Consider the following 21,666-nt stretch of genomic DNA (forward strand, 5'->3'; position numbering starts at 1 on the left):
TCTTGCTGCTCATATCCGAGCACGCTTTTCCACATTTATCAATTTGATTAGGTAATATTATGGCTCATGACGTAGTTCGTTCGTCTTTGGTAGATGAACAAAGCAGCGATACCACATCGACTCAGCCTGTTCAACATAGCACCCAAAAAATTAATTTATTGGGAATGTCGCGTGCGAATTTAGAGCGCTTTTTTGAAGAAATCGGTGAAAAAAAGTTTCGTGCAGGGCAAATTATTAAATGGATTCACCAATACTTTGTCACTGATTTTGCTCAAATGAGCAATATTTCAGGCAAGCTGAGAGAAAAATTACAACAGCGCTGTGAAATTAAAGCACCTGAAGTGGTGCATCGTCATTATTCAAAAGATGGCACACGTAAATGGGTATTTCGTGTTGGCGAAGGCGCAGGCTCATTGGTTGAAACAGTACTGATCCCCGCAGATGATAAATCAGGTGCACGAAAAACATTATGTATCTCATCACAAGTGGGCTGTGCTTTAGATTGCTCCTTCTGTTCAACAGGTAAGCAAGGCTTTCAACGCGACTTATCAACCGATGAAATTATCGGTCAGTTATGGATTGCCAATCAATCTTACATGGAAGATGTTGATATTCCAGAGCGCACGCGCTCAGTCACAAATGTGGTGATGATGGGCATGGGCGAACCACTGTTGAACTTTAAACCTGTGGTTGAATCGATGTCTCTTATGTTAGATGACTTTGCATATGGTATGTCAAAACGCCGTGTAACCTTGTCAACATCAGGTATTGTGCCAATGATTGATAAGTTATCAGAAGAATTAGATGTAGCATTGGCGATTTCATTGCATGCGCCAAATGATGAATTACGCAATGAACTTGTGCCAATTAACAAAAAATATCCTTTACAACAACTTATTTCTGCTGCACAACGTTATATACGTAAAGATGGTAATGAGAGCGCACGTAAGCATGTCACCATCGAATATGTTATGTTAGAAGGTGTAAATGACCAAGATATTCATGCACAGCAAATGGTACGTTTATTAAAAGACTTACCAAGTAAGATTAATTTGATTCCGTTTAACCCATTTCCACATGCGCCATACGGGCGTTCAAGTCGAAATCGGATCATGACTTTTCAAAAAATCTTATCTGATGCAGGATTTGTATGTACCATTCGTCAGACCCGTGGTGATGACATTGATGCAGCATGTGGTCAGTTGGTAGGTCAAGTTGCAGACCGAACGCGACGTGCTGAGCAATGGAAAAAGAAAGTTGCCCAGCAAAATGAAATTGTTCGCTCTCAAGGATAATTGTTGGGATTAAAATGGTGCCTAAATGAAACGAATAAAATATGCGCTTGCAGTTCATTGTGGTTTAATCGCTGTCTTTTTACTGCAAGGTTGTCAAACAACCAGCGATGGTAATAAAGCAGATCCGCGTAAATCGGCAGAAGTACGCACGCAAATCGCTGCTGAATATATTCGTACAGGCGAACTTGATGCTGCCAAACGCTCTTTAGATGAAGCATTAGCCAAAGATCGCTATGACCCATTGGCGCATATGATGATGGGCGTGTTGCTACAACAAGAGGGCAGTCCAACCAATTTGGCGAAAGCGGACGAATATTTTAAACGTGCAGTTTCACTGAACAGCAGTGATGCACAAATTCGTAATAATTATGGTCGTTATTTGTATCAAATGGGTCGTTATACTGAAGCGGCTAAAGAATTTAAAATAGCAGGAACCACGTTAGGTTATAATCAACGCGCTTGGTCACTTGAAAATTTAGGTCAAACGTATTTAAAGCTTAATGATCAGGTCAATGCAGAAAAAGCATTTATAAGCGCATTACAAGTCAATCCGAATTCAGCAATTGCGTTATATGAGTTGTCGAATTTAAATTTACAAAAAGCCAATTACAAGGTGGCATCACAACTTTATCAGAATTATGTCAAAGTTGTAGGTGTGAATAATCAAAGAGCAGCCGCACTTTGGACAGGAATTCGCATTGCACATGCGAATAATGATAATATTAATTTGCAGGTCTTGGTGAATCAATTACGGGCATTGTATCCAGATAGCCAAGAATATCGAAACTATTTGCAATTACAGTATAAGACTGAGGCGGTATGGAAGTAAATCCTAATTCACAGCAATCGACAGGTAACACGTCGACCTCAAATACATTAGGCAATGTTCAACGTCCTGGGGAATACTTACGCCATGTTCGCCTGAATAAAAAAGCTGAGTTGGTTGATATCTCTAAAGTGTTAAATATTCCTTTGAGAACTTTAGAGGCGTTAGAGAAAGATGACTACAATGCGTTGCCTGAAGCTGCATTCATTAAAGGCTATTATCGTGTGTATGCGAGGCATCTTGATGTGGATGCATCTACCATTATTCAGCGCTTTGATGAAATTTATCAAAACGAAACAGGTGTACAAGCAAATCATGGCTTAAAAGATTCACCAATCAAAATTATGGGTAAACTTCCTGGTTCTAACAGCAACCGCAATCGATTGTGGATGAAACGAATTGGATTGCTTATTTTACTTGTATTGATTGGTTGGATTGCTTTTACAACCTTACAAAATTGGTCACAAAAGAAAAAAGCAACATTAGATGATGCTGCAAGCAATGTGTCTGCGCCATCGAGCGTACAAGTATTATCTGTTGATCAGAATCAAGCGGCATCAGGTGATAAATTAGAATTAAAAATATCACGCCCAACCACATTAAACATTGTGGATTCTACAGGCAAAGTACTTGCGACAGGACGTCAAAGTGACAATTTAGTATTAAATGGTCAATCACCATTTCAAATTCAATTAGATGATGCAAAAGCGGTGTCATTAAACTTAAACGGTGAAGCGATTTCATTGTCTCCTTATACTGTAAATGATAAAGCAGATTTTCGTTTATCTCGCTAAAAGAGAGAGTTGAGCAGAATGATAGTAAATCCAATAAAACGTCGTCCAACTCGTAAGATTCGTGTGGGTTCTGTCTATGTTGGTGGGGATGCACCTATCAGCGTACAAAGTATGACCAATACTGAAACATGTGATGTGGAAGCAACTGTGGCACAAATTGAACGGTGTGCTGATGCAGGTGCAGATATTATGCGTGTTTCTGTTCCATCGATGGACGCGGCAAAAGCGTTTGCTGAAATTAAAAAAAGAGTCAGTACTCCACTTGTTGCAGATATTCATTTCGATTATAAAATTGCGCTTGCTGTTGCAGATGCGGGTGCAGATTGTTTACGTATCAATCCTGGTAATATTGGTTCAGAGCAAAAAATTCGTGAAGTGGTGGCAGCAGCAAAGCATCACGATATATCGATTCGTATTGGTGTCAATGCAGGTTCTTTAGAAAAAGATCTACAAAAAAAATATGGTGAGCCAACAGGTGAAGCCCTATTAGAATCTGCGCTTCGTCATATTGATATTCTAGATCGTTTAAACTTTCATGAGTTTAAAGTCAGCGTGAAAGCATCTAATGTATTTTTGACGTTAGATGCATATCGGTTGCTGTCTAAACAAATTGATAATCCACTACACTTGGGTGTGACTGAAGCTGGGATTTATCGTACAGGTACTGTGAAATCTGCCATTGCTTTGGGTGGATTATTACTCGAAGGGATTGGCGATACTATGCGAATATCGCTAGCTGCCAACCCAGAAGAAGAAATTAAAATTGGTTTTGATATTTTAAAATCTTTAATGCTTCGTTCAAATGGCATTAACTTTATTGCATGTCCAAGCTGTTCACGACAAGAGTTTGATGTCATCAAAGTTATGCAACAGTTAGAAGAACGTTTAGAAGATATTCGAACACCGATGGATGTGTCTGTCATTGGTTGTAAAGTGAATGGTCCAGGCGAAGCCAAAGAAGCAGATATTGGAATTGTTGGTGCAAGCCCAAAATCATTGGTGTATCGTAATGGAGATAAAAGTCATCTCATTGAAACACATCAATTAGTTAATGAAATTGAGTCAATGGTTCGCCAACGTGTTAAAGTGCTTGAAGAAGCTAAGTCAAAAGAAATTATTCGTAGTTCATCATCATGAGTCTAATTGCTGCAATTAAAGGTTTTAACGATATTCTCCCAGAGCAAACACCTGCTTGGAGACGCCTTGAAACAAATCTAACATCGTTAATGGATGCATATGGGTATCAACAAATTCGCTTGCCGACTGTTGAGCAAACCAGTTTATTTAAACGCGCCATTGGTGATGCAACAGATATTGTTGAAAAAGAAATGTATACGTTTTTTGATAAAGGTAATCCACCTGAGTCATTGACCTTGCGCCCAGAGGGTACTGCAGGTTGTGTACGTGCCATGCTAGAACATAACTTACTCCGCGGGACAACGCCACGTGTTTGGTACATGGGCCCAATGTTTCGTTATGAAAAACCACAGAAGGGTCGTTATCGCCAATTTCATCAATTTGGCGTAGAAACATTTGGTGTTGCAACACCTGATATTGAAGCTGAGCTGATTTTATTAACTGCACGCTTATGGAAGCGTATGGGCATTGCTGATAAAGTTCAACTAGAGCTAAACACCTTAGGTGAACTTGATGAGCGTCAAGCATATCGTCAAGCATTGGTTGAGTATTTAACATTACATCATGATCAACTCGATGAAGACTCAAAACGACGTTTGACCACGAACCCACTGCGCGTGCTTGATTCTAAAGATGAAAGTACACGTCAAGTATTGGAAAATGCACCACAATTGCATGATTTCATGGGTGAAGAAACCATGGCACATTTTCAGCAATTGCAACGCTATTTGCAGGCAACTGGTGTTGAGTTTGTGGTTAATCAGCGTTTGGTGCGCGGTTTAGATTACTACAACAAAACGGTCTTTGAGTGGACGACGACACATTTAGGTGCACAAGGCACAGTGTGTGGCGGCGGACGCTATGACAGTTTGGTTGGGCAGCTTAAAGGCAAAGCCAATCAATCCGTACCAGCTGTTGGTTTTGGGATGGGACTTGAGCGTTTATTGCTTTTGATTGAGCAATTTGCAGAACCTGTTGCAGTGCGAGATTGTGAAGTGTTTTTGGTGGCTGAACCTGCATATCAAGAACAAGCGCTTGTATTGGCTGAACAGTTAAGAGATCAGCTTGAACAACATCATGCGCAACATATCCGTGTAAAAACAGGCTCACAAGGCAGCATGAAAAGCCAAATGAAAAAAGCAGATCAATCTGGTGCAATATTTGCCATGATCTTAGGCGAAAAAGAGTTTACTCAGCAATCTGTTGCACTCAAAAAGCTTGAAACAGCTGAACAAAGTGATGTTGCAATCAGTGAGATTACCCCTTTTCTGATCCAGCAATTTCCAATCGTTATTTAGTTTTGATAAGGATAATCAAATGAGTGCATTAACAGAAGATGATCAACTTGACCGGGCAAAGTCGTTAGCTAGAAAATATGGCTCTACGGTAGTCACTGGTGTTTTGGTGTTACTGATTGCTTTTTTTGGCTGGAATTATTGGAATAAAAAACAAAACGTTGAAGCACAAAATGAAACTGCACGTGTACAACAGTTGATGGATCAGGCGCAAGCTTTGACCCCAACCAGTGATAAAATGGCATTAAACCGTCTAATCACTGCTGCAGACGATATTGTGAAAAAAGATCCAAATGCAGTACAAGCGATTCAAGCACAATTTATTGTATCAAAAGCATATTTTGATCGTGGTGATTACGCAAGTGCAGCACGTGAATTAAAGAAAGTTCAGACAAGTACATTGAAAGATGCAGGCATGATTGCTTTGGTTAATTTACACCTTGCATATGCTCAAATTGCTGAAAAGAAATATGATGATGCACTAAAAACGTTGGATTTGATTCAGTTGTCTTCGTTTAAGGCCACAGTGAATGAAGTGCGTGGTGATATTTATGTCGCAAAAAATGATACTGTGAATGCACGTAAATCATATGAAGCTGCATGGGCTGCCGCTGTAGCACGTAAGCAACAGCCACAAGTGTTACAAATAAAACTCGAAAGTGTTGGTGTTTTAGTTGAAGATCCAAATATTGAAAGCCCAATTTTGAAAACAGTGGATGAGTCTTAAATGAATAAAAAGTTTAAAATACCGTTTGCACTCGCTGTCTTAGCGGTCGCTTTGGCGGGCTGTTCAAGTAACAAACCGAAAGTTGAAAAAATCAAACCTAATCCACTGCCAAAATTAGTTCAGTCGAAAAGTTTACAACAAACATTTGTACAACATGTTTCTGCGACCAATAAGAAAGATCCATTACGTTTGCAGATGGCTGTTGACAATGGAAACATGTTCTTTGTCGACCCTGATAAAAATACAGTTGAAGCCTATCAAGGTAACCAACGTCTATGGTCTACACGCATCGCTAAAAAAGGCAGTTTAAGCGCAGGCGCTGTTGCGGGTAATGGCATTGTTGTGGTGGGCAACCAAAAAGGTGAGTTAATTGCACTGGATCAAGCCAAAGGTACAATTCTTTGGACCAATGAATTATCAGGATCATTAATTACACCATCTCATATTCAGCTTGGCCGTGTGATTACAGTGACCAATGATGGTAATGTATATGCACATGATGCCGTTTCAGGTCAGCAGCTTTGGACATATCGTCTACCTCATGTACAGCTTAGCCTTCGCGGACAAGCGACGCCTGTGGTGCTCGATCCAAATACCGTGTTAATTGCGACTGCAAATGCTTATGTTTATGGTATTGATGTCGTCAGTGGTGTGCCACGTTTACAACGTCGTGTATCTGTTGCTGAAGGGCGTACAGATATTCAACGTATTAATGATATTGATGGCGATCCTGTAATGATGGGTCAGTTCTTGGTGACAACCAGCTATCAAGGTCAGGTGACTGTGACTGATCTACAGCAACAACAAGTGGTATGGAGTGATGATGCAAGCAGTAATAAGCGTCCAGAAGTGACGCAAGATGCTGTGTACATCACCACAACAGACGGTAAAATTATTGCTTATGGATTGTTAACCGGCGAAAAGCTGTGGGAAAATGATCAGTTATTGCATCGTAATTTAAGTAACCCTGTTTTACTTGGCTCTGATCTTGTGGTTGGAGATTATGAAGGGGCGCTTAGCCTTTTAGACTCAAGTACAGGTAAAATTGTTGGTCGATCTGCAACAAAAGGTGAGGTAACTTCCTTGCGTGTAGTCAACAACCAGCTTTATGTTTCAACTCAAAAGGGCGCGTTAAGCGTTTGGCAGAATCGTTAATCTATGAAACCCGTTATTGCGCTGATTGGGCGTCCGAATGTCGGAAAATCAACGTTATTTAATCAGATCACAAAAAGTCGAGATGCACTGGTTGCTGACTTCGCTGGTTTAACACGTGACCGTAAGTATGGAGATGCAGTTTATGACAATAAGTCATTTATTGTTGTTGATACTGGCGGGATCGGCGAAAGTGAGCTTGGGATTGATGCTTACATGGCTGAGCAGTCTCAAACTGCCATTCATGAAGCTGATATTATTGTCTTTGTGGTCGATGCGCGTGCGGGTTTATTGGCTTCCGATGAGCAAATTGCACGTGAGCTTCGAACCCTTGGTAAGAAAGTATACTTAGTTGCCAACAAAGTTGATGGTGTTCATGCTGAAGCCGCTGTAGTTGAGTTTTATCAGCTTGGTTTTGGTGAACCCATTCATGTTGCAGCAAGCCATGGCCGTGGTGTGGCGCAGATGTTGGAAGAAATTCTAATTGATGTGCCTGAAGATGAAGACAGTGCTGAATTAGATAAGCAAACTGGCTTACGTCTTGCCATCATTGGTCGTCCGAATGTCGGTAAATCGACTTTAGTGAATCGCTTATTGGGTGAAGACCGTGTCGTGGTTTATGACATGCCAGGTACAACCCGTGACTCTGTTTATATTCCATTTGAACGCAATGAGCGTAAATATACGCTGATTGATACAGCAGGTGTTCGTCGTAAAGGGCGAATTGAAGAAGCGATTGAAAAATTTTCAATTGTGAAAACCTTGCAAGCCATTAAAGATGCTAATGTGATTGTTGTTGTTACCGATGCTCGTGATGGTATTGTTGAACAAGATTTGCATTTGATTGGCTATGCTTTAGAAGCAGGTCGTGCACTGGTTATTGCGGTTAATAAATGGGACAACATGTCTGAATATGACCGCAAACAGGTGAAACTTGATGTTGAACGACGCTTTGGATTTATTCCATGGGCACGTGTACATTTAACCTCTGCGCTTCATGGCACTGGGGTCGGTGAGTTATATCCATCTATTCATCGTGCTTATGAATCTGCAAATTTAAAAGTATCGCCGTCTAAGCTTACACAAATTCTCAATGATGCAACTGATCAACATCAACCACCAATGGTGAATGGTCGTCGTATTAAAATGCGTTATGCGCATATGGGGGGACAAAACCCACCTACGATTGTCATTCATGGAAATAAAGTCGATAAAGTTTCTGCAGATTACCGTCGTTATTTGGAAAATGTGTTCCGTAAAGTATATAAGCTTGAAGGCACACCAGTTCGAATTGAATTTAAAACTTCTGAAAATCCATTTGAAGGTCGTAAAACTCAGATCAATGAACGTGTGGCTGCACGTCGACGCCGCTATGTTCAAACCTTTAAGCGAGCTGAGAAAAAGAGCAAACGCTAAATATTTAAACTTAAAAGCCAAGCTTCTGCTTGGCTTTTTCTATGCTGACTTATCAGTTGATAAACAGGTCAATCATCCATGGTAATTAGGAACAAAAAAGCATTTTAGTGAAGTATCTTGTCATTTCATTAGTAGAAATGATTGATTAAAAGATAAGTTGTCCCAACCCATAATTTTTTTAAAATTTAGGATCAGTTGTGGAGTAAATGGACTAGATTGATTCGAGAATAATGCTCCCTAACATCACAACGCTCTATATTAGTTTATAGATCGATAATAAGGTAATTCATGCCAATTCCTTTTTTGCTTATATTCTTTTATCAATTCAAGAGATGAATGTAGAGTTATTTTTCTTGATAAATGTTTAAAATTCATATACTTATAAAAATTAGAGGTGATATTTTTTGATTTATAAGATTTATAAATAGCATCATATGTTATTTCTTAAATTTATATGAAAATAATTTTACCTTAGCATAATAATATGACATTTTAATCATTCTATTTAAATTTAGTATGTAATAAAATCATTTGTAAAACAAATAAGTAGATTTAATAAAAAAAACACTCCAAACATTTTTTTTACAAAAAAATTGTTCGTATTGTTTTTGTATCTAGATTAATTCGCTATAATTGAGTTTTATTAAGTGTGGATTAAATGTGAAGCTACAGTTGCAAGTTGAGCAGCTATTTAAAAGTGTTGCGTTAAACAATCTACATGCACTAGAAAAAATTCCTGCTATGCAACGTCGCAGACTATCTCCACTTGCCAAATTGGCCTTAAATAGTGCACTAAATGTACTATCTAACGATAAGGTAGATTATATCGTTTGGGGTTCTCGGTTTGGCGATGAAGCCAAGACGCTTACAATTTTACAAGATGTGCTACGAGGTGAAATACCATCACCTACGCAATTTTCAGTATCAGTACACAATGCAATATCGGGTTTATATTCTATTTTGAATAAAGATCGAACAAGATCAACAAGCTTAAGTGCAACATTGCCAGAAGCAGTCATAGAAGCATATGCATTTTTGAAAACACAGCCTTTATCAAGTAAAGCACTCATTGTGTATTACGAGGCGCCAATCCCAAACGTATATAGCGATTTAGAAACGTTTGAATCTTTTGCTGTTGCTTGCATTGTAAGTTTAGACCAACCAAATATTAGTTTAAATATAAATCAGTTGATGACTCTAGAACCGTCTGAAAGCATGGCTGAGTTCGAATCATTTTGGGGAAACAAAACCTTGCTACAGTCCGATAAAGGAGTTTGGGTGAGATGTTAAAAAGAAAGTTCAACTATGCTTGGCGTGTTGGTGCGACAGCATTTAGCTTTGCAAGTTTTGGTGTAGGCGGTATTGCGATTGGTACTTTGCTAGGTCCAGCACTGAAACTAAAAAAACTGAATAAGCAAGAAAGGATTGATGTTACCCAAACGGTAATTCAACAAAGTTTTTATCATTTTGTTGAGATGATGGTGCAACTTGGCATCATGACTTATGAGGTTGACGGGCTAGATAAGCTTAAAAATAGTCAACAAGAGTTAGTAATTGCGAATCATCCAACATTAATTGATGTCGTTTTAATTATTGGTTTAATGGAAAAAGCAAATTGTGTGGTTAAACAAGCCTTGTGGAAAAATATTTTTACTGCAGGCCCTGTGAAGAATGCAAATTATATCCTTAATGAAGGTTCTGAGCAGTTCATGAATGATTGTGTAGCACGTTTACATGAAGATGGTGCGCCATCTTTAGTCATTTTTCCTGAAGGTACACGTACAGTTAAAGAAAATAAGATTAATCTTTTTCAAAGGGGGGCAGCGAATATTGCATTACGTACAAATGTACCTATTCGTCCTGTCATCGTGACATGTAGTCCATCAACTCTCAGTAAAAATGAAAGGTGGTATCACATTCCTGATCGACCTTTTCACATATCCATTCGTGTATTGGATCCAATTTACGTTCAAGATATTGTTCCTCAACTTGAGGTCACACCTAAAAATGTGCGTATTTTAAATCAATATCTTTATCAGTTTTTTAATCGAGAGTTATCGAAGCAATGAGTGATCTTGCAACACAATTGAAGCAAATGATTATTGATGTTTTAGCGTTAGAAGATATTCGCGTAGAAGACATTGATGATACAGCTCCTCTATTTAACGAGGGTTTGGGGTTAGATTCTATCGATGCATTAGAGTTGGGGCTTGCTTTAAAAAAGCGCTACAACATTCATCTTAATGCTGAGTCAGAAGATACTAAAAAATATTTTCAATCTATCAATACGCTAGTTGCGCTTGTTGAGCAAAAAGGAACACGTTAGAGATATTATTATGTTAACAGAAGAGTATATTTTAAATCAGTTACGCGATTGGATGGATGAATTATTTGAGATTGATCCTAGCAAAGTAAACATGGACTCTAATTTATATACTGACTTAGATGTCGATAGTATAGATGCTGTTGATTTAGTTGTAAAAATTAAGAATTTAACCGGTAAAATGGTTGAGCCTGAAGACTTTAAAAACGTCAGAACAGTGCATGATGTTGTTTTAGTTATACAAAAAATGTCGATTGAATGCGAGGCATAATAGCTACTTTAACAGGGGTTACCTTGTTGATTTACCCTTTTTTAATGGGTTGGTGTTTGTCACATGGTTATATGTGGCAGGTAAGTATATTGTTATTGGTCTTGGGTGTATTACGTCTGATTTTTCAAAAGAAGAATAACGTATTGTGGCCTTTGACATCGCTTGCTGTCATTTGTGGCAGTTTTAGCTTAATTTTTAAATCGGCTTTAGGGCTTAAATTTTATCCTGTGATGATGAGCTTAGGTGCGCTTTGTGTATTTTCTTATACATTATGGAAACCACCATCGATGATTGAGCGTTTTGCCCGCGTTTTTGAGCCTACACTTCCTAAAGAGGGAGTGCTGTGGACGAGAAAGGTAACAATGGTTTGGTGTATTTTCTTTGCTTTCAATGCTTTTTTTGCATTTTGTACGGTCTTCTTTTTCCCAATCTCTATTTGGGTGTTATACAACGGCTTTATTTCTTATTTAATGATGGGGGTGCTGTTACTTGGTGAGTTTATCTTACGTAAGAGACAGCAAAAAATTCACAATGAATCATATTGATTACGCTGATCGCATTTTATGTTGGGATAGTCATTTAACCGCTATAACATTTAATGCATTTTGGCAAGATGTTGAGCAACAGGCAGGTATTTTATCTGAAAGTACATGCACGGAAATGGCTTTGTGGGAAGCAGATAGTTATGACTTTTTAGTCTTATTTTTTGCAGTGCTTACTACGGGTAAAACTTTAATTTTACCGCCAAATCGTGTTCCTGCTTTGGAAAAACAATTACAAGATCAAAATATTTATTTTGTTGAGCGACAAACTTCGCATCAGTCTATTTGTATCGATTTTAAATTATTAGAGCAGGCTAAAATTGTCTTCTTTACATCAGGGTCAACAGGCAAACCTAAACAGATTGTCAGATATTTAAAGCAATTGTTGAATGAAGTTACGTGTTTAGAACAACATTTTTACTTGCCAAAACAGAGTGTTGCCATTGCAACTGTAAGTCATCAGCATATTTATGGATTGTTGTTTAAATTGTTATGGCCTTTACATACAGGTCGAAGCTTCTACCGAGAGCAATTACTATACCCTGAATACGTAGTACAGATGCAACATAGACTGCTTGGATTAGAGTTGAGTAACTATTTAATCTCTAGCCCTGCATTATTAAAACGTTGGTCATCGGGTATAGACTTGACGGCATGTGAATCTATTTTCTCATCAGGTGGAAAATTAGATTCAGGGATTCGTGAGAACATAAATGTAGACATTTGCGAAATTTTGGGGAGCTCTGAAACAGGGGGTATCGCGTATAAAAAATCTGACGATGCATTATGGAGTGCATTACAAGGCGTAGAGATTGGAACGATTGAAAATCAACAGCTTCGTGTACGTAGCACTCATGCTATGACTACAGATTGGGTGCTGACTGGGGATCGTGTAGATTTATATCCAAATCAATGTTTTAAGTTGTTAGGTAGGGTAGATCGAATTGTAAAACTTGAAGAAAAACGTTTAAGTTTAGATGCAATCGAGTGCGCTATTTTACAATTAGATCAGATTGAGCAGTGTCATGTATTGATGGTTGAGCATGAGCATCGTCAAGTACTCGCTTGTGTTGCTGTATTGTCTGATGCACTAAAACTAGAAGCAAAACCTATTGTTGTTGCGCACTTAAAGAAAGAGCTGACCTGCTTGCTTGAGAAAATTGCGATTCCTCGTCGCTGGAGATTTTTATCTAAAATGCCTATAAACAGCCAATCAAAAATAAATCACCAAAATCTAAAAGAATTGTTTGATAAAAATTTATATCCAATGGTTTTATCTGAATATATAGAGCAAGATCATTATGGTTTTGAACTTGAATTTTTGCCGGATTTACTTTGTTTTAAAGGCCATTTTCCGAATCAACCTGTGTATCCTGGTGTAGGTCAAATTGCATTTGTTGATCACTTTGCAAAACAAATATGGTCCGATTTAGACTGGTGCTGTGGCTATGAGCAACTTAAATTTCAAGAGGTTATTCAGCCGAATCAAGTGGTTATATTGGCATTATCTCGAAAGGCACACAAAGTTAGCTTTAAAATAAGTATTAATGGTAAAGCTTTAGCCTCAGGCCGTTTTGTATATGAGTGTCAAATATGAAAATGGTTTTCATTATTCCTGTTTATAACCACCCACATTATTTAAATGAACTAATGGCCTATTTAAAACAATTTGGCCATGACATTATTATTGTGAATGATGGAAGTAATTATGACACCTCAAAGATATTAAAGACTCTTGCTCAAGGTGAGCATGTGACACTGATTGAACATGCTCAGAATATGGGGAAAGGTCAGGCCGTCATGAGCGGTTTAAAACAAGCAAGAATATCTGGTTATAGCCATGCCTTACAGTTAGATGCAGATGGGCAACATTGTTGGCAAGACATCTCTAAGTTTTTAGAAGCAGCTCAGAAAAATCCTTCTGCAATGGTCATTGGGCAACCCATATTTGACCAATCCGTACCCAAAAAACGTTTATATGGACGTTATGCAACCCATATTTGGGTATGGATTAATACCTTGTCTTTAGAGATTAAAGACAGTATGTGCGGTTTTAGAGTTTACCCTCTTGATGCAACGTTAAAGATAATGGATCAGTATACATTACGACCGCGCATGGGTTTTGACAGTGAAATATTGGTGTATTTAAAGTGGGAAGGAACGCCATTTATTAATGTTCCAACCAAGGTGATTTATCCTGAGGATGGCATTTCACATTTCAACGTGTGGGATGACAACGTTGAGTTAACTAAAATGCATACATCACTTTTTTTTGGCATGCTTGCTCGATTGCCTAAATTATTGCGTCACCAAATTAAAGGTTAGATGAACATGGCAAAGCCTCGCTGGAATGAAGTGAAAGAAAAAGGTGGCATGCTACCTTTACTGATTATTTTATGGTTATACCGTTTAGGTGGCCGTTGGTTTATCCAATGTATTTTATATTTTATTGTGCTGTGGTATTGGATATTTGCGGCTGCATCAAGAAAAGCATCATTAGATTACCTACAACGGTTGCATTTATTTGCAGGCGAGCGCTCGCCGTTCACTCATTTACCGACCATGACAGACACCTATGCTCATTTGATGAGTTTTTCCCAATCTATTTTAGATAAAATAGAAGGGTGGTTAGGTAAGTTTTCTCAGCAAGACTTACATGTCATGGGGCAGCAAGATTTAGGTCAGTATCATAAAAAAGGTTTGATTCTTATTGTTTCACACTTTGGTAATGTTGAGCTTTTGCGTGCAATTAAATCAGAACATTTACAAAAAATTAATGTTCTTGTTTACCAAAAACATGCGTCTAAATTTAATCAGTTTTTACAAAAAATCAGTGATAAAGCCAATATTAATTTAATCTCTGTTGATGAATTAGGTGTCGAAACGGCAATATTTTTAGAACAAAAATTGGCACAAGGTGAGTGGGTACTGATAGCTGCTGACCGAGTGCCAATCCATTCCAATCGTGTGCTAGATGTTGATTTTTTGGGTGAAAAGGCTTTATGGCCACAAGGGGCTTGGATTTTAGCAAGTATGTTAAAAGTGCCAGTGGTCGCTGTATTTTGTTACCGTTTTCAAAAAAAACTAGAAGTCCATATTCATTCGATGTCTGAGTGTTTACAGCTACCTAGAAGAACAAGAGAACAGGCATTGAAAGAGATCACAACACAATATGTTCGATTGGTTGAACAACACTGCCTACGTGTACCTTATCAGTGGTTTAATTTTTATTATTTTTGGAATAAATAAATATGCAGGTATTAACCGTAGGTGAAGCAGCTCTTACTATAGAAGATATTGTTGCTGTTGCTAATAATCAGTGTCAGGTTGCATTGCCGCAAAACGTGGTTTGGAATAAAAAAATTCAGCAAGGTGTAGACTTTTTAGATGACCTTTTAAAAAAAGAAGGTGTAATTTACGGTGTGACCACAGGATATGGTGACTCATGTTTAATTGAAGTACCAATACATCAAGTCAACGAATTACCCCTTCAGCTCTCTCGTTTTCATGGCTGTGGTTTGGGTGAAAACCTTGATGTAGTCACTGCACGAGCGGTTATTATTACTCGTTTATGTTCATTGGCGCGTGGGTTTTCTGGCGTATCATTATCATTACTTCAACGCCTTGTTTGGATGCTTAATGAAAATGTAATTCCTGTTATTCCTTCTGAGGGTTCTGTTGGGGCAAGTGGTGACTTAACGCCATTATCTTATATTGCAGGTGCTTTGGTCGGTGAAAGAGATGTTTACATACATGGTGATATTCAGCCCATTGCTAAAGTATACCAAAGCTATCAAATGGCGCCGGTAGTATTAAGACCGAAAGAAGGTCTTGCACTCATGAATGGCACAGCAGTAATGACGGCGATTGCCTGCTTAAATTTTAAAAGAGCAGAGCAGATTAGTTTAGCAAGTACATATATTACAGCATTAAATGTTTTGGCATTAGATGGTAATGCCAGCCATTTCGATGAAGTTTTATTTGCACAAAAGCCCCATGTTGGGCAGCAACATATAGCTGCACAGTTAAGATACTTCTTAGCATATCAGCCAGATCAAACACATCAAAGCCCACGACTACAAGATCGTTATTCTTTACGTTGTGCACCACATGTCATTGGGGTGTTTGAAGACTCTAAAGTATGGTTACGTCAGTTTATCGAAAATGAATTGAACTCAAGCAATGACAATCCGTTAATAGACCCTATTGAACAACGTGTATTGCACGGAGGTCATTTTTATGGTGGTCATATTGCACAAGCGATGGACAGTTTAAAGTTAATGATTGCAAATATTGCTGATTTAATGGACCGCCAAATCGCTCAATTGGTTGACCAAAAGATGAATCATGGATTGCCAAGAAACTTAACTGGTGCAACTGCTGAGCGATTGCCTTTAAATCATGGTTTTAAAGCTGTGCAAATTGCTGTTTCAGCATGGACAGCAGAGGCACTCAAACAAACTTTACCTGCTTCTATTTTTTCAAGGTCAACTGAATGTCATAATCAAGATAAAGTGAGCATGGGTACAATCGCAGCGCGTGACGCCACTCGGACCATTGTGTTAACAGAACAAGTCATTGCAGCCTTAAGCTGTGCTGCCACGCAAGCAATATATTTAAAAAATGTCATCGTTTCCCCAGAATTACAACACTTTATTGATTGGACGAAAAAGACATTCGACTATGTCATTGAAGATCGACCATTACAAAATGAACTACAGCAGTTGGTTGACAGTTTAGAAAATTTAGAGCTGTTAACACAGTGGGAGAGTCACAATGCATGTTGATGTTGAAATGGAAATACCTTTTCATGATGTAGATACCATGAATATTGTTTGGCATGGGCATTATATTAAATATTTTGAAATTGCACGTTGTAAGCTCTTGGATTTATTTGGCTACAATTATAATGATATGTTGAATTCAGGCTATGCTTGGCCTGTGATAGATAGCCATGTGCGCTATATATATGGCATCAAATTTCAACAAAAAATTAGGGTCCGTGCAACGCTCAAAGAATGGGAAAATCGTTTAAAAATAGACTATCTTATTTTTGATGCTGAAACGGGAAAACGTATGACCAAAGGTTATACCACACAAGTGGCAGTGAATATGCAGACCCATGAATTGTGTTTACAGTCACCCCAAATATTGTTTGATCGTTTAAAGGCATGGGATCTTTTTGTGAGTGATCAAGCATGAAGCATGGGTTAATTATTTTTTTTCTAAGTTTATTTTCTGTATCAGCGATGGCCGATGTAAGTCAAGCTCGAAGTATTTTTCAACAGTTGGCACATACACCAACCATACGGGCACACTTTGAACAGCAAAAGACAATGACCAGTTTAAACAGAACATTTACTTCACAAGGTGATGTTCTATTTAGCCAACAGTATGGTGTGTTATGGCAAATTAAAAAACCAGTACAGGCTGATTTGATTGTCACTGAGAGGAAGCTGATTCAAAAAACCAAGCGTACTATGAGTGAAATGAATGTTAAACAATCTGAATATGGTTCAATTGCAACACTTTTTTTACAGCTAATGGCAGGTGATGAAGAAACTTTGGTCAAAAACTTTAATTTAATGTCAGTAGAAAAAAATAATGCCCACTGGAAAATTCAATTAACACCTAAACATGCTTTATTTAAAAAACTGTTTGATCAGGTTGATATGCAAGGCGGTCAGTATCTTGATCACATCGTTTTACATGAAAAAGCCGGGAATTCGACAACCATTCGCTTTAGCCAACAATCAGCACAACCTCAACAATTAAATGTACAAGAATATGCACTTTTCCAATTGGCAAAATAAATTCACTTTTATTTGGGTAATTATTTTACTCATTATTGGTCTTTTGACAGCCATATTATGGATGAATGAGCGTGTTCATATTCAAGCAAATATTTTTGCTTTGCTTCCAAAAGCTGAACAAAATGTGAGTGTACAAAACACACAACGTTATATGGGTGACCAATTAAATCAGAAAGTATTTCTTGTACTTGATGCAAAAGACGAACATTCACTGAATCAAGCCACTCAATTGATCACACAAGCGGCCAAACATACCAACGAATTAGAGCCGATACACCATCAATTTGATACAGCGCAGTTTGGTCAAACTTTGTTTAAACATCGTGTAGGCTTGTTAAGCCAAGCAGATATTGACCGATTACAACATCAAGATTATGCATTTTTGATTGAACAAAGTGTATTGCAATTTGCAAGCCCTGGCATACCACTGACAGCAGAACTGTTAAAACAAGATCCATTGTTATTATTTCCCCGATATTTAATGGGGTTAAGTGAATTACAAACACAAAATAATGTACGTTTAGAGCAGGGTTTTGCCACTATTCAAGATGATAAAGGTTACTCTCGGCTCATTGTTTTAGAGTTGAAAAATAGTCCTTATAATATTGATTACCAAGAAAAAGTAATGCAGTGGATTGGTTTGCAAAAACAAGGGCTTGCTTCACTTTCTGTTCAAAGTCATTGGACAGGAACATTGATCTTTGCAAGCTTTGGTACCCAGTCTGCACAAAATGAAATTTCAACTATTGGTTTGGGCTCAAGTTTAGGTTTGATTGGTCTAGTTTGGTTTGGTTTTCGTTCTTTACGCCCGATGCTCACAGAGTTTATTGCTGTAAGTAGTGGTTCATTGGTGGCTTTTTTTGTTACCCATTCAATATTTGGTGAAATTCATCTGATGACATTGGTCTTTGGGGCCAGTCTTATAGGCGTTTGTGTTGATTTTTCTTTTTACTTTATGGCGTTACAGTCTCAGCATCGGCAGCATGATGGCTTTACGATTTTAAAACCTTTGCTTCCAAGTTTATTTATGGGACTTATGACCACAATTGTGGCGTATTTAGCACTCAGTTTTTCTCCATTTCCAGGCTTTAGGCAAATTGCTGTATTTTCCATGGTGGGTTTGGCCGCAGCTTGGATTACGAGTATTTTACTCTTACCAAGATTACCTGCATTAAATGCAAATTCCGCATTGCAACGTTTGTCTTGGATTGGAGATATAAGGACTAAGTTTCAAGAAAAGAAAATATTACGTTTGAGTGCTATTTTTTTCATTGTAATAACTGGGGTGTGGGGAATTTACCACATCAAAGTGAATGATGATGTACGTAATTTACAAAGCATGAATGATCAACTCAAGCAAGAAGATCGCTATATTCGTGAACGGTTTGTACAACCTCAAACAACAGATTATTTCATTATTGAAGGACAAAATGTTGCTCAACTTGAGCAAGACTTAATCACAAAACTTAAAACATTAAAAATAAAAGGGGATGTTGAGAACTTTCAAGCATTGGGTCAATGGCTACCGACAGCTCAACAGCAAAATGAGAATAAAAGACAACTCATGAATTTGCCACGTAGTATGTTAGAAGATTATGCACTTGCAACCAATACGCCTATCGAAGATATTTTAGTATGGCAAAAACAGTTAGATAGTCAGCCAATATTGAGCATTGCAGATATGCAGATGCACCCTTTATTTTTCTTACAGCAAAATAAAAATATACGACTGGTATTGGTACGAGGCAAACCAAGTGTTCTTCATGCTTTGCAGACATCACAGATTCACTATCAACAGCCAATACAAACATTATCAGACATGTTTAAAGACCATAGGCAGCAGGCAACCAAACTTTTGCTTTATGCATTGATTGGACTTGCCATTGGGCTTGGTGTGATTTATGGCTTTCATTCGATTGTTCCGCTTATGCTACCTGTCAGTATGGCATTGCTTACCACATTTGCAATTCAATCATTTTTAGGCGTGCAAATAAATTTATTTAGCCTAATGGGGACATTTCTTATTCTTGGAATTGGTGTAGATTACGCTATTTTTTATCGCCATGGACATGATCATAGCAACGTTGTAGGAATGGCATTATTTCTATGCATGTTGTCGACATTGTTAGGCTTTGGCTTACTGTCTTTTAGCAATACATATGCCATTCATTGTTTTGGTTTAACTGTGTTGCTCGGGGTTATTTTTTCATTTGTGTATGCCACATTATTTACGGTCTCTGACCAATATCACCAAGTTCTCAAGGATTTAAAAAAGGGGAAAAATTATGATTGAACAAACAGATATTGTTATTATTGGGGCTGGGCCTGCAGGCAGTTCAGCCGCAGCATTATTACGAAAAAAAGGCCATGCTGTAACTATTATAGAGCGTCAACATTTCCCACGTTTTAGTATTGGGGAGTCATTGTTACCGCAATCTATGGTATTTTTGGACGAAGCAGGATTACTAGATCTTGTACGTCAAAATGTAGATAAATATGCTTTTCAATATAAAAATGGTGCGAGTTTTTTAAGAGGTCAGCAAACCAGTTTTTATGATTTTAGAAATAAGTTTACTGCAGGGCCTGGGACCACATGGCAAGTTAGAAGAGCCAATTTTGATCATCTTTTGGCACAAGGTGCACAAGCCTTGGGGGCAGATATTCGCTTTGGTCACGAAGTACTTCAGGTTGATGTAGAAAGTGCGAACCCTATATTAACTATTCAAAATGAGCAGCAACAAACCTATCAAATACAGGCTAAGTTTTTATTTGATGCCAGTGGTTTCGGCCGTGTTTTACCAAAACTCTTAGATTTGGAAAGTCCTTCTAATTTTCCGGTACGCCGTGCATTATTCACGCATATTGAAGATGGTATTACGGATCATGATGCTTTTGATCGAGAGAAAATTTTAATTACAGTACATGAAAAGGATAACAGAGCATGGTACTGGACCATTCCATTTGCCGATGGACGCTCATCTTTTGGTGTGGTTGCAGAACAAGATTTTTTTGATGGCTATGGCTTTGCAGACTCTACGCCTGATGAATTATTAAAGCGCATTTTAGCAGATGATCCTGCTTTGTCTTTGGTGTTGAAACAGGCAAAATTTGATACGCCCGTAGGTACATTGGTTGGTTATGCGGCAGATGTAAAGCATCTTGCACAACATAATTATGCATTATTAGGCAATGCGGGTGAGTTTCTAGATCCTGTATTTTCATCTGGCGTTACTATTGCTTTAAAGTCTTCAAGTTTGGCTGTGCCATTGGTTGAGCGAGTATTACAAGGTGATACAGTAGATTGGTTTGAAGAATATGAAAAACCGTTGCGTCAAGGAATTGATGTTTTTCGTGCCTATGTTGAAGCATGGTATACGGGTGAATTTCAAGATGTTGTTTTCTCAACGTATCAAAAAAAGAATGTCAATATTCAGAATATGATTTCTTCATTGCTTGCAGGTTATGCATGGGATACCAGTAATCCAATACATAGCAATGCAAAGCGCCGTTTAAGTGCTATTGCTGAATATTGCCGAGAAGGTGAAAATGAGAAATTGCATACGCTTTGCTAAGATATTGTTACTTGTTGGATTAGTTGTGCTTGGTGCTGCTTGCCAAGCACCACAAGTACAGGGGCTTAGATCGGTAGATTGGCAAGTTAAGTCTAGTTATCAGCGCCAAGACATGTTGGAAATGCAGTGGAAAAAAACCACTTTTAGCTTATTACTGTATCAAGAAGAAAAGGCAGGGGTGTTGTCTATGGTGGGTTTGAGCTTAACAGGGCAACCTTTGTTTGAGCTTACTTTCGACGGTAAACAGGTCAGAATTCAGCAACGTATAGACGCGATGCGTTTACTCCCGTTTGATTTTTTAGTGAGAGATATTTTGTTTGCAACATATCCTGCGTTTCAACCACAAAATAGCAAAGTGATACTTGACCAATCTCATCACTATATCGATATAAACAATACACGTGTTCTAGATATTGATATACAACCACAGCAAGTGGTACTTCAAAATATACAAGTACCTTATAGCATTGTATTTAGTCAAATACCTGAAGGATTGCAATAAA

22 protein-coding genes are annotated in these 21,666 nt (G+C 38.1%); all 22 read left to right on the forward strand.

Annotation, left to right across the window (positions count from 1 at the left end):
* Nucleotides 1-59 precede the first annotated feature (59 nt).
* The 22 genes from rlmN to CFY84_RS09170 all read left to right on the forward strand — a co-directional run bounded on the left by rlmN (nt 60) and on the right by CFY84_RS09170 (nt 21,665).
* Nucleotides 60-1,295 carry a 23S rRNA (adenine(2503)-C(2))-methyltransferase RlmN gene (rlmN, locus tag CFY84_RS09065; RefSeq protein ID WP_088823924.1) on the forward strand — a complete coding sequence of 412 codons (1,236 nt, stop codon included), beginning with the start codon at nt 60-62 and terminating at the stop codon, nt 1,293-1,295.
* Between the two features lie 25 nt (nt 1,296-1,320).
* Nucleotides 1,321-2,124: a type IV pilus biogenesis/stability protein PilW gene (pilW, locus tag CFY84_RS09070; RefSeq protein ID WP_088823926.1), complete on the forward strand. Its 804-nt coding sequence runs from the start codon at nt 1,321-1,323 to the stop codon at nt 2,122-2,124.
* Entirely contained in the window at nt 2,115-2,915 is an 801-nt protein-coding gene (locus CFY84_RS09075) for a helix-turn-helix domain-containing protein (RefSeq protein ID WP_088823927.1), read from the forward strand. The genes pilW and CFY84_RS09075 overlap by 10 nt, the downstream gene beginning before the upstream one ends.
* A gap of 18 nt (nt 2,916-2,933) precedes the next feature.
* On the forward strand, nt 2,934-4,052 hold the full coding sequence (gene ispG, locus CFY84_RS09080) for a flavodoxin-dependent (E)-4-hydroxy-3-methylbut-2-enyl-diphosphate synthase (protein WP_088823929.1): 1,119 nt from the start codon (nt 2,934-2,936) through the stop codon (nt 4,050-4,052).
* The gene (hisS, locus tag CFY84_RS09085; protein ID WP_088823931.1) at nt 4,049-5,350 is read left to right on the forward strand and encodes a histidine--tRNA ligase; all 1,302 of its coding nucleotides are present in this window, start codon (nt 4,049-4,051) and stop codon (nt 5,348-5,350) included. The genes ispG and hisS overlap by 4 nt, the downstream gene beginning before the upstream one ends.
* Before the next feature lie 19 nt (nt 5,351-5,369).
* Nucleotides 5,370-6,074: a YfgM family protein gene (locus CFY84_RS09090; RefSeq protein ID WP_088823933.1), complete on the forward strand. Its 705-nt coding sequence runs from the start codon at nt 5,370-5,372 to the stop codon at nt 6,072-6,074.
* The gene (gene bamB, locus CFY84_RS09095; RefSeq protein ID WP_088823935.1) at nt 6,075-7,229 is read left to right on the forward strand and encodes an outer membrane protein assembly factor BamB; all 1,155 of its coding nucleotides are present in this window, start codon (nt 6,075-6,077) and stop codon (nt 7,227-7,229) included. It begins immediately after the preceding gene.
* A gap of 3 nt (nt 7,230-7,232) precedes the next feature.
* Nucleotides 7,233-8,642, forward strand: a complete 1,410-nt coding sequence (der, locus tag CFY84_RS09100; protein ID WP_088823937.1) for a ribosome biogenesis GTPase Der — start codon at nt 7,233-7,235, stop codon at nt 8,640-8,642.
* A 660-nt stretch (nt 8,643-9,302) separates the two neighbouring features.
* Entirely contained in the window at nt 9,303-9,932 is a 630-nt protein-coding gene (locus CFY84_RS09105) for a beta-ketoacyl synthase chain length factor (protein WP_228149630.1), read from the forward strand.
* Entirely contained in the window at nt 9,926-10,711 is a 786-nt protein-coding gene (locus tag CFY84_RS09110; protein WP_088823939.1) for a lysophospholipid acyltransferase family protein, read from the forward strand. Before CFY84_RS09105 ends, CFY84_RS09110 begins: the two co-directional genes overlap by 7 nt.
* Complete coding sequence (locus CFY84_RS09115; protein ID WP_088823940.1) at nt 10,708-10,968, forward strand: phosphopantetheine-binding protein; 261 nt, start codon at nt 10,708-10,710, stop codon at nt 10,966-10,968. Before CFY84_RS09110 ends, CFY84_RS09115 begins: the two co-directional genes overlap by 4 nt.
* Before the next feature lie 10 nt (nt 10,969-10,978).
* Nucleotides 10,979-11,236, forward strand: coding sequence for an acyl carrier protein (locus CFY84_RS09120; protein WP_088823942.1), 258 nt, complete (start codon nt 10,979-10,981; stop codon nt 11,234-11,236).
* The gene (locus CFY84_RS09125) at nt 11,224-11,781 is read left to right on the forward strand and encodes a COG4648 family protein (protein WP_088823944.1); all 558 of its coding nucleotides are present in this window, start codon (nt 11,224-11,226) and stop codon (nt 11,779-11,781) included. The genes CFY84_RS09120 and CFY84_RS09125 overlap by 13 nt, the downstream gene beginning before the upstream one ends.
* Nucleotides 11,768-13,375 carry an AMP-binding protein gene (locus CFY84_RS09130; protein WP_088823945.1) on the forward strand — a complete coding sequence of 536 codons (1,608 nt, stop codon included), beginning with the start codon at nt 11,768-11,770 and terminating at the stop codon, nt 13,373-13,375. The genes CFY84_RS09125 and CFY84_RS09130 overlap by 14 nt, the downstream gene beginning before the upstream one ends.
* A complete protein-coding gene (locus CFY84_RS09135) occupies nt 13,372-14,103 on the forward strand; it encodes a glycosyltransferase family 2 protein (protein ID WP_088823947.1) in 732 nt (243 codons plus the stop codon). The genes CFY84_RS09130 and CFY84_RS09135 overlap by 4 nt, the downstream gene beginning before the upstream one ends.
* Entirely contained in the window at nt 14,104-15,027 is a 924-nt protein-coding gene (locus CFY84_RS09140; RefSeq protein WP_088823948.1) for an LpxL/LpxP family acyltransferase, read from the forward strand.
* A gap of 2 nt (nt 15,028-15,029) precedes the next feature.
* Nucleotides 15,030-16,565 (forward strand): HAL/PAL/TAL family ammonia-lyase, encoded by a 1,536-nt coding sequence (locus tag CFY84_RS09145; protein ID WP_088823950.1) that lies wholly within the window; start codon nt 15,030-15,032, stop codon nt 16,563-16,565.
* Entirely contained in the window at nt 16,555-16,980 is a 426-nt protein-coding gene (locus CFY84_RS09150) for an acyl-CoA thioesterase (protein ID WP_088823952.1), read from the forward strand. Before CFY84_RS09145 ends, CFY84_RS09150 begins: the two co-directional genes overlap by 11 nt.
* Nucleotides 16,977-17,591 (forward strand): LolA family protein, encoded by a 615-nt coding sequence (locus tag CFY84_RS09155; protein ID WP_088823954.1) that lies wholly within the window; start codon nt 16,977-16,979, stop codon nt 17,589-17,591. Before CFY84_RS09150 ends, CFY84_RS09155 begins: the two co-directional genes overlap by 4 nt.
* The gene (locus CFY84_RS09160; RefSeq protein WP_088823956.1) at nt 17,566-19,884 is read left to right on the forward strand and encodes an MMPL family transporter; all 2,319 of its coding nucleotides are present in this window, start codon (nt 17,566-17,568) and stop codon (nt 19,882-19,884) included. The genes CFY84_RS09155 and CFY84_RS09160 overlap by 26 nt, the downstream gene beginning before the upstream one ends.
* Entirely contained in the window at nt 19,877-21,163 is a 1,287-nt protein-coding gene (locus CFY84_RS09165; RefSeq protein ID WP_088823958.1) for an NAD(P)/FAD-dependent oxidoreductase, read from the forward strand. Before CFY84_RS09160 ends, CFY84_RS09165 begins: the two co-directional genes overlap by 8 nt.
* On the forward strand, nt 21,138-21,665 hold the full coding sequence (locus CFY84_RS09170) for a DUF3261 domain-containing protein (protein WP_088823959.1): 528 nt from the start codon (nt 21,138-21,140) through the stop codon (nt 21,663-21,665). Before CFY84_RS09165 ends, CFY84_RS09170 begins: the two co-directional genes overlap by 26 nt.
* Nucleotide 21,666 lies beyond the last annotated feature (1 nt).

Source organism: Acinetobacter apis, assembly GCF_900197575.1.
Classification (GTDB): Bacteria; Pseudomonadota; Gammaproteobacteria; order Pseudomonadales; family Moraxellaceae; genus Acinetobacter; species Acinetobacter apis.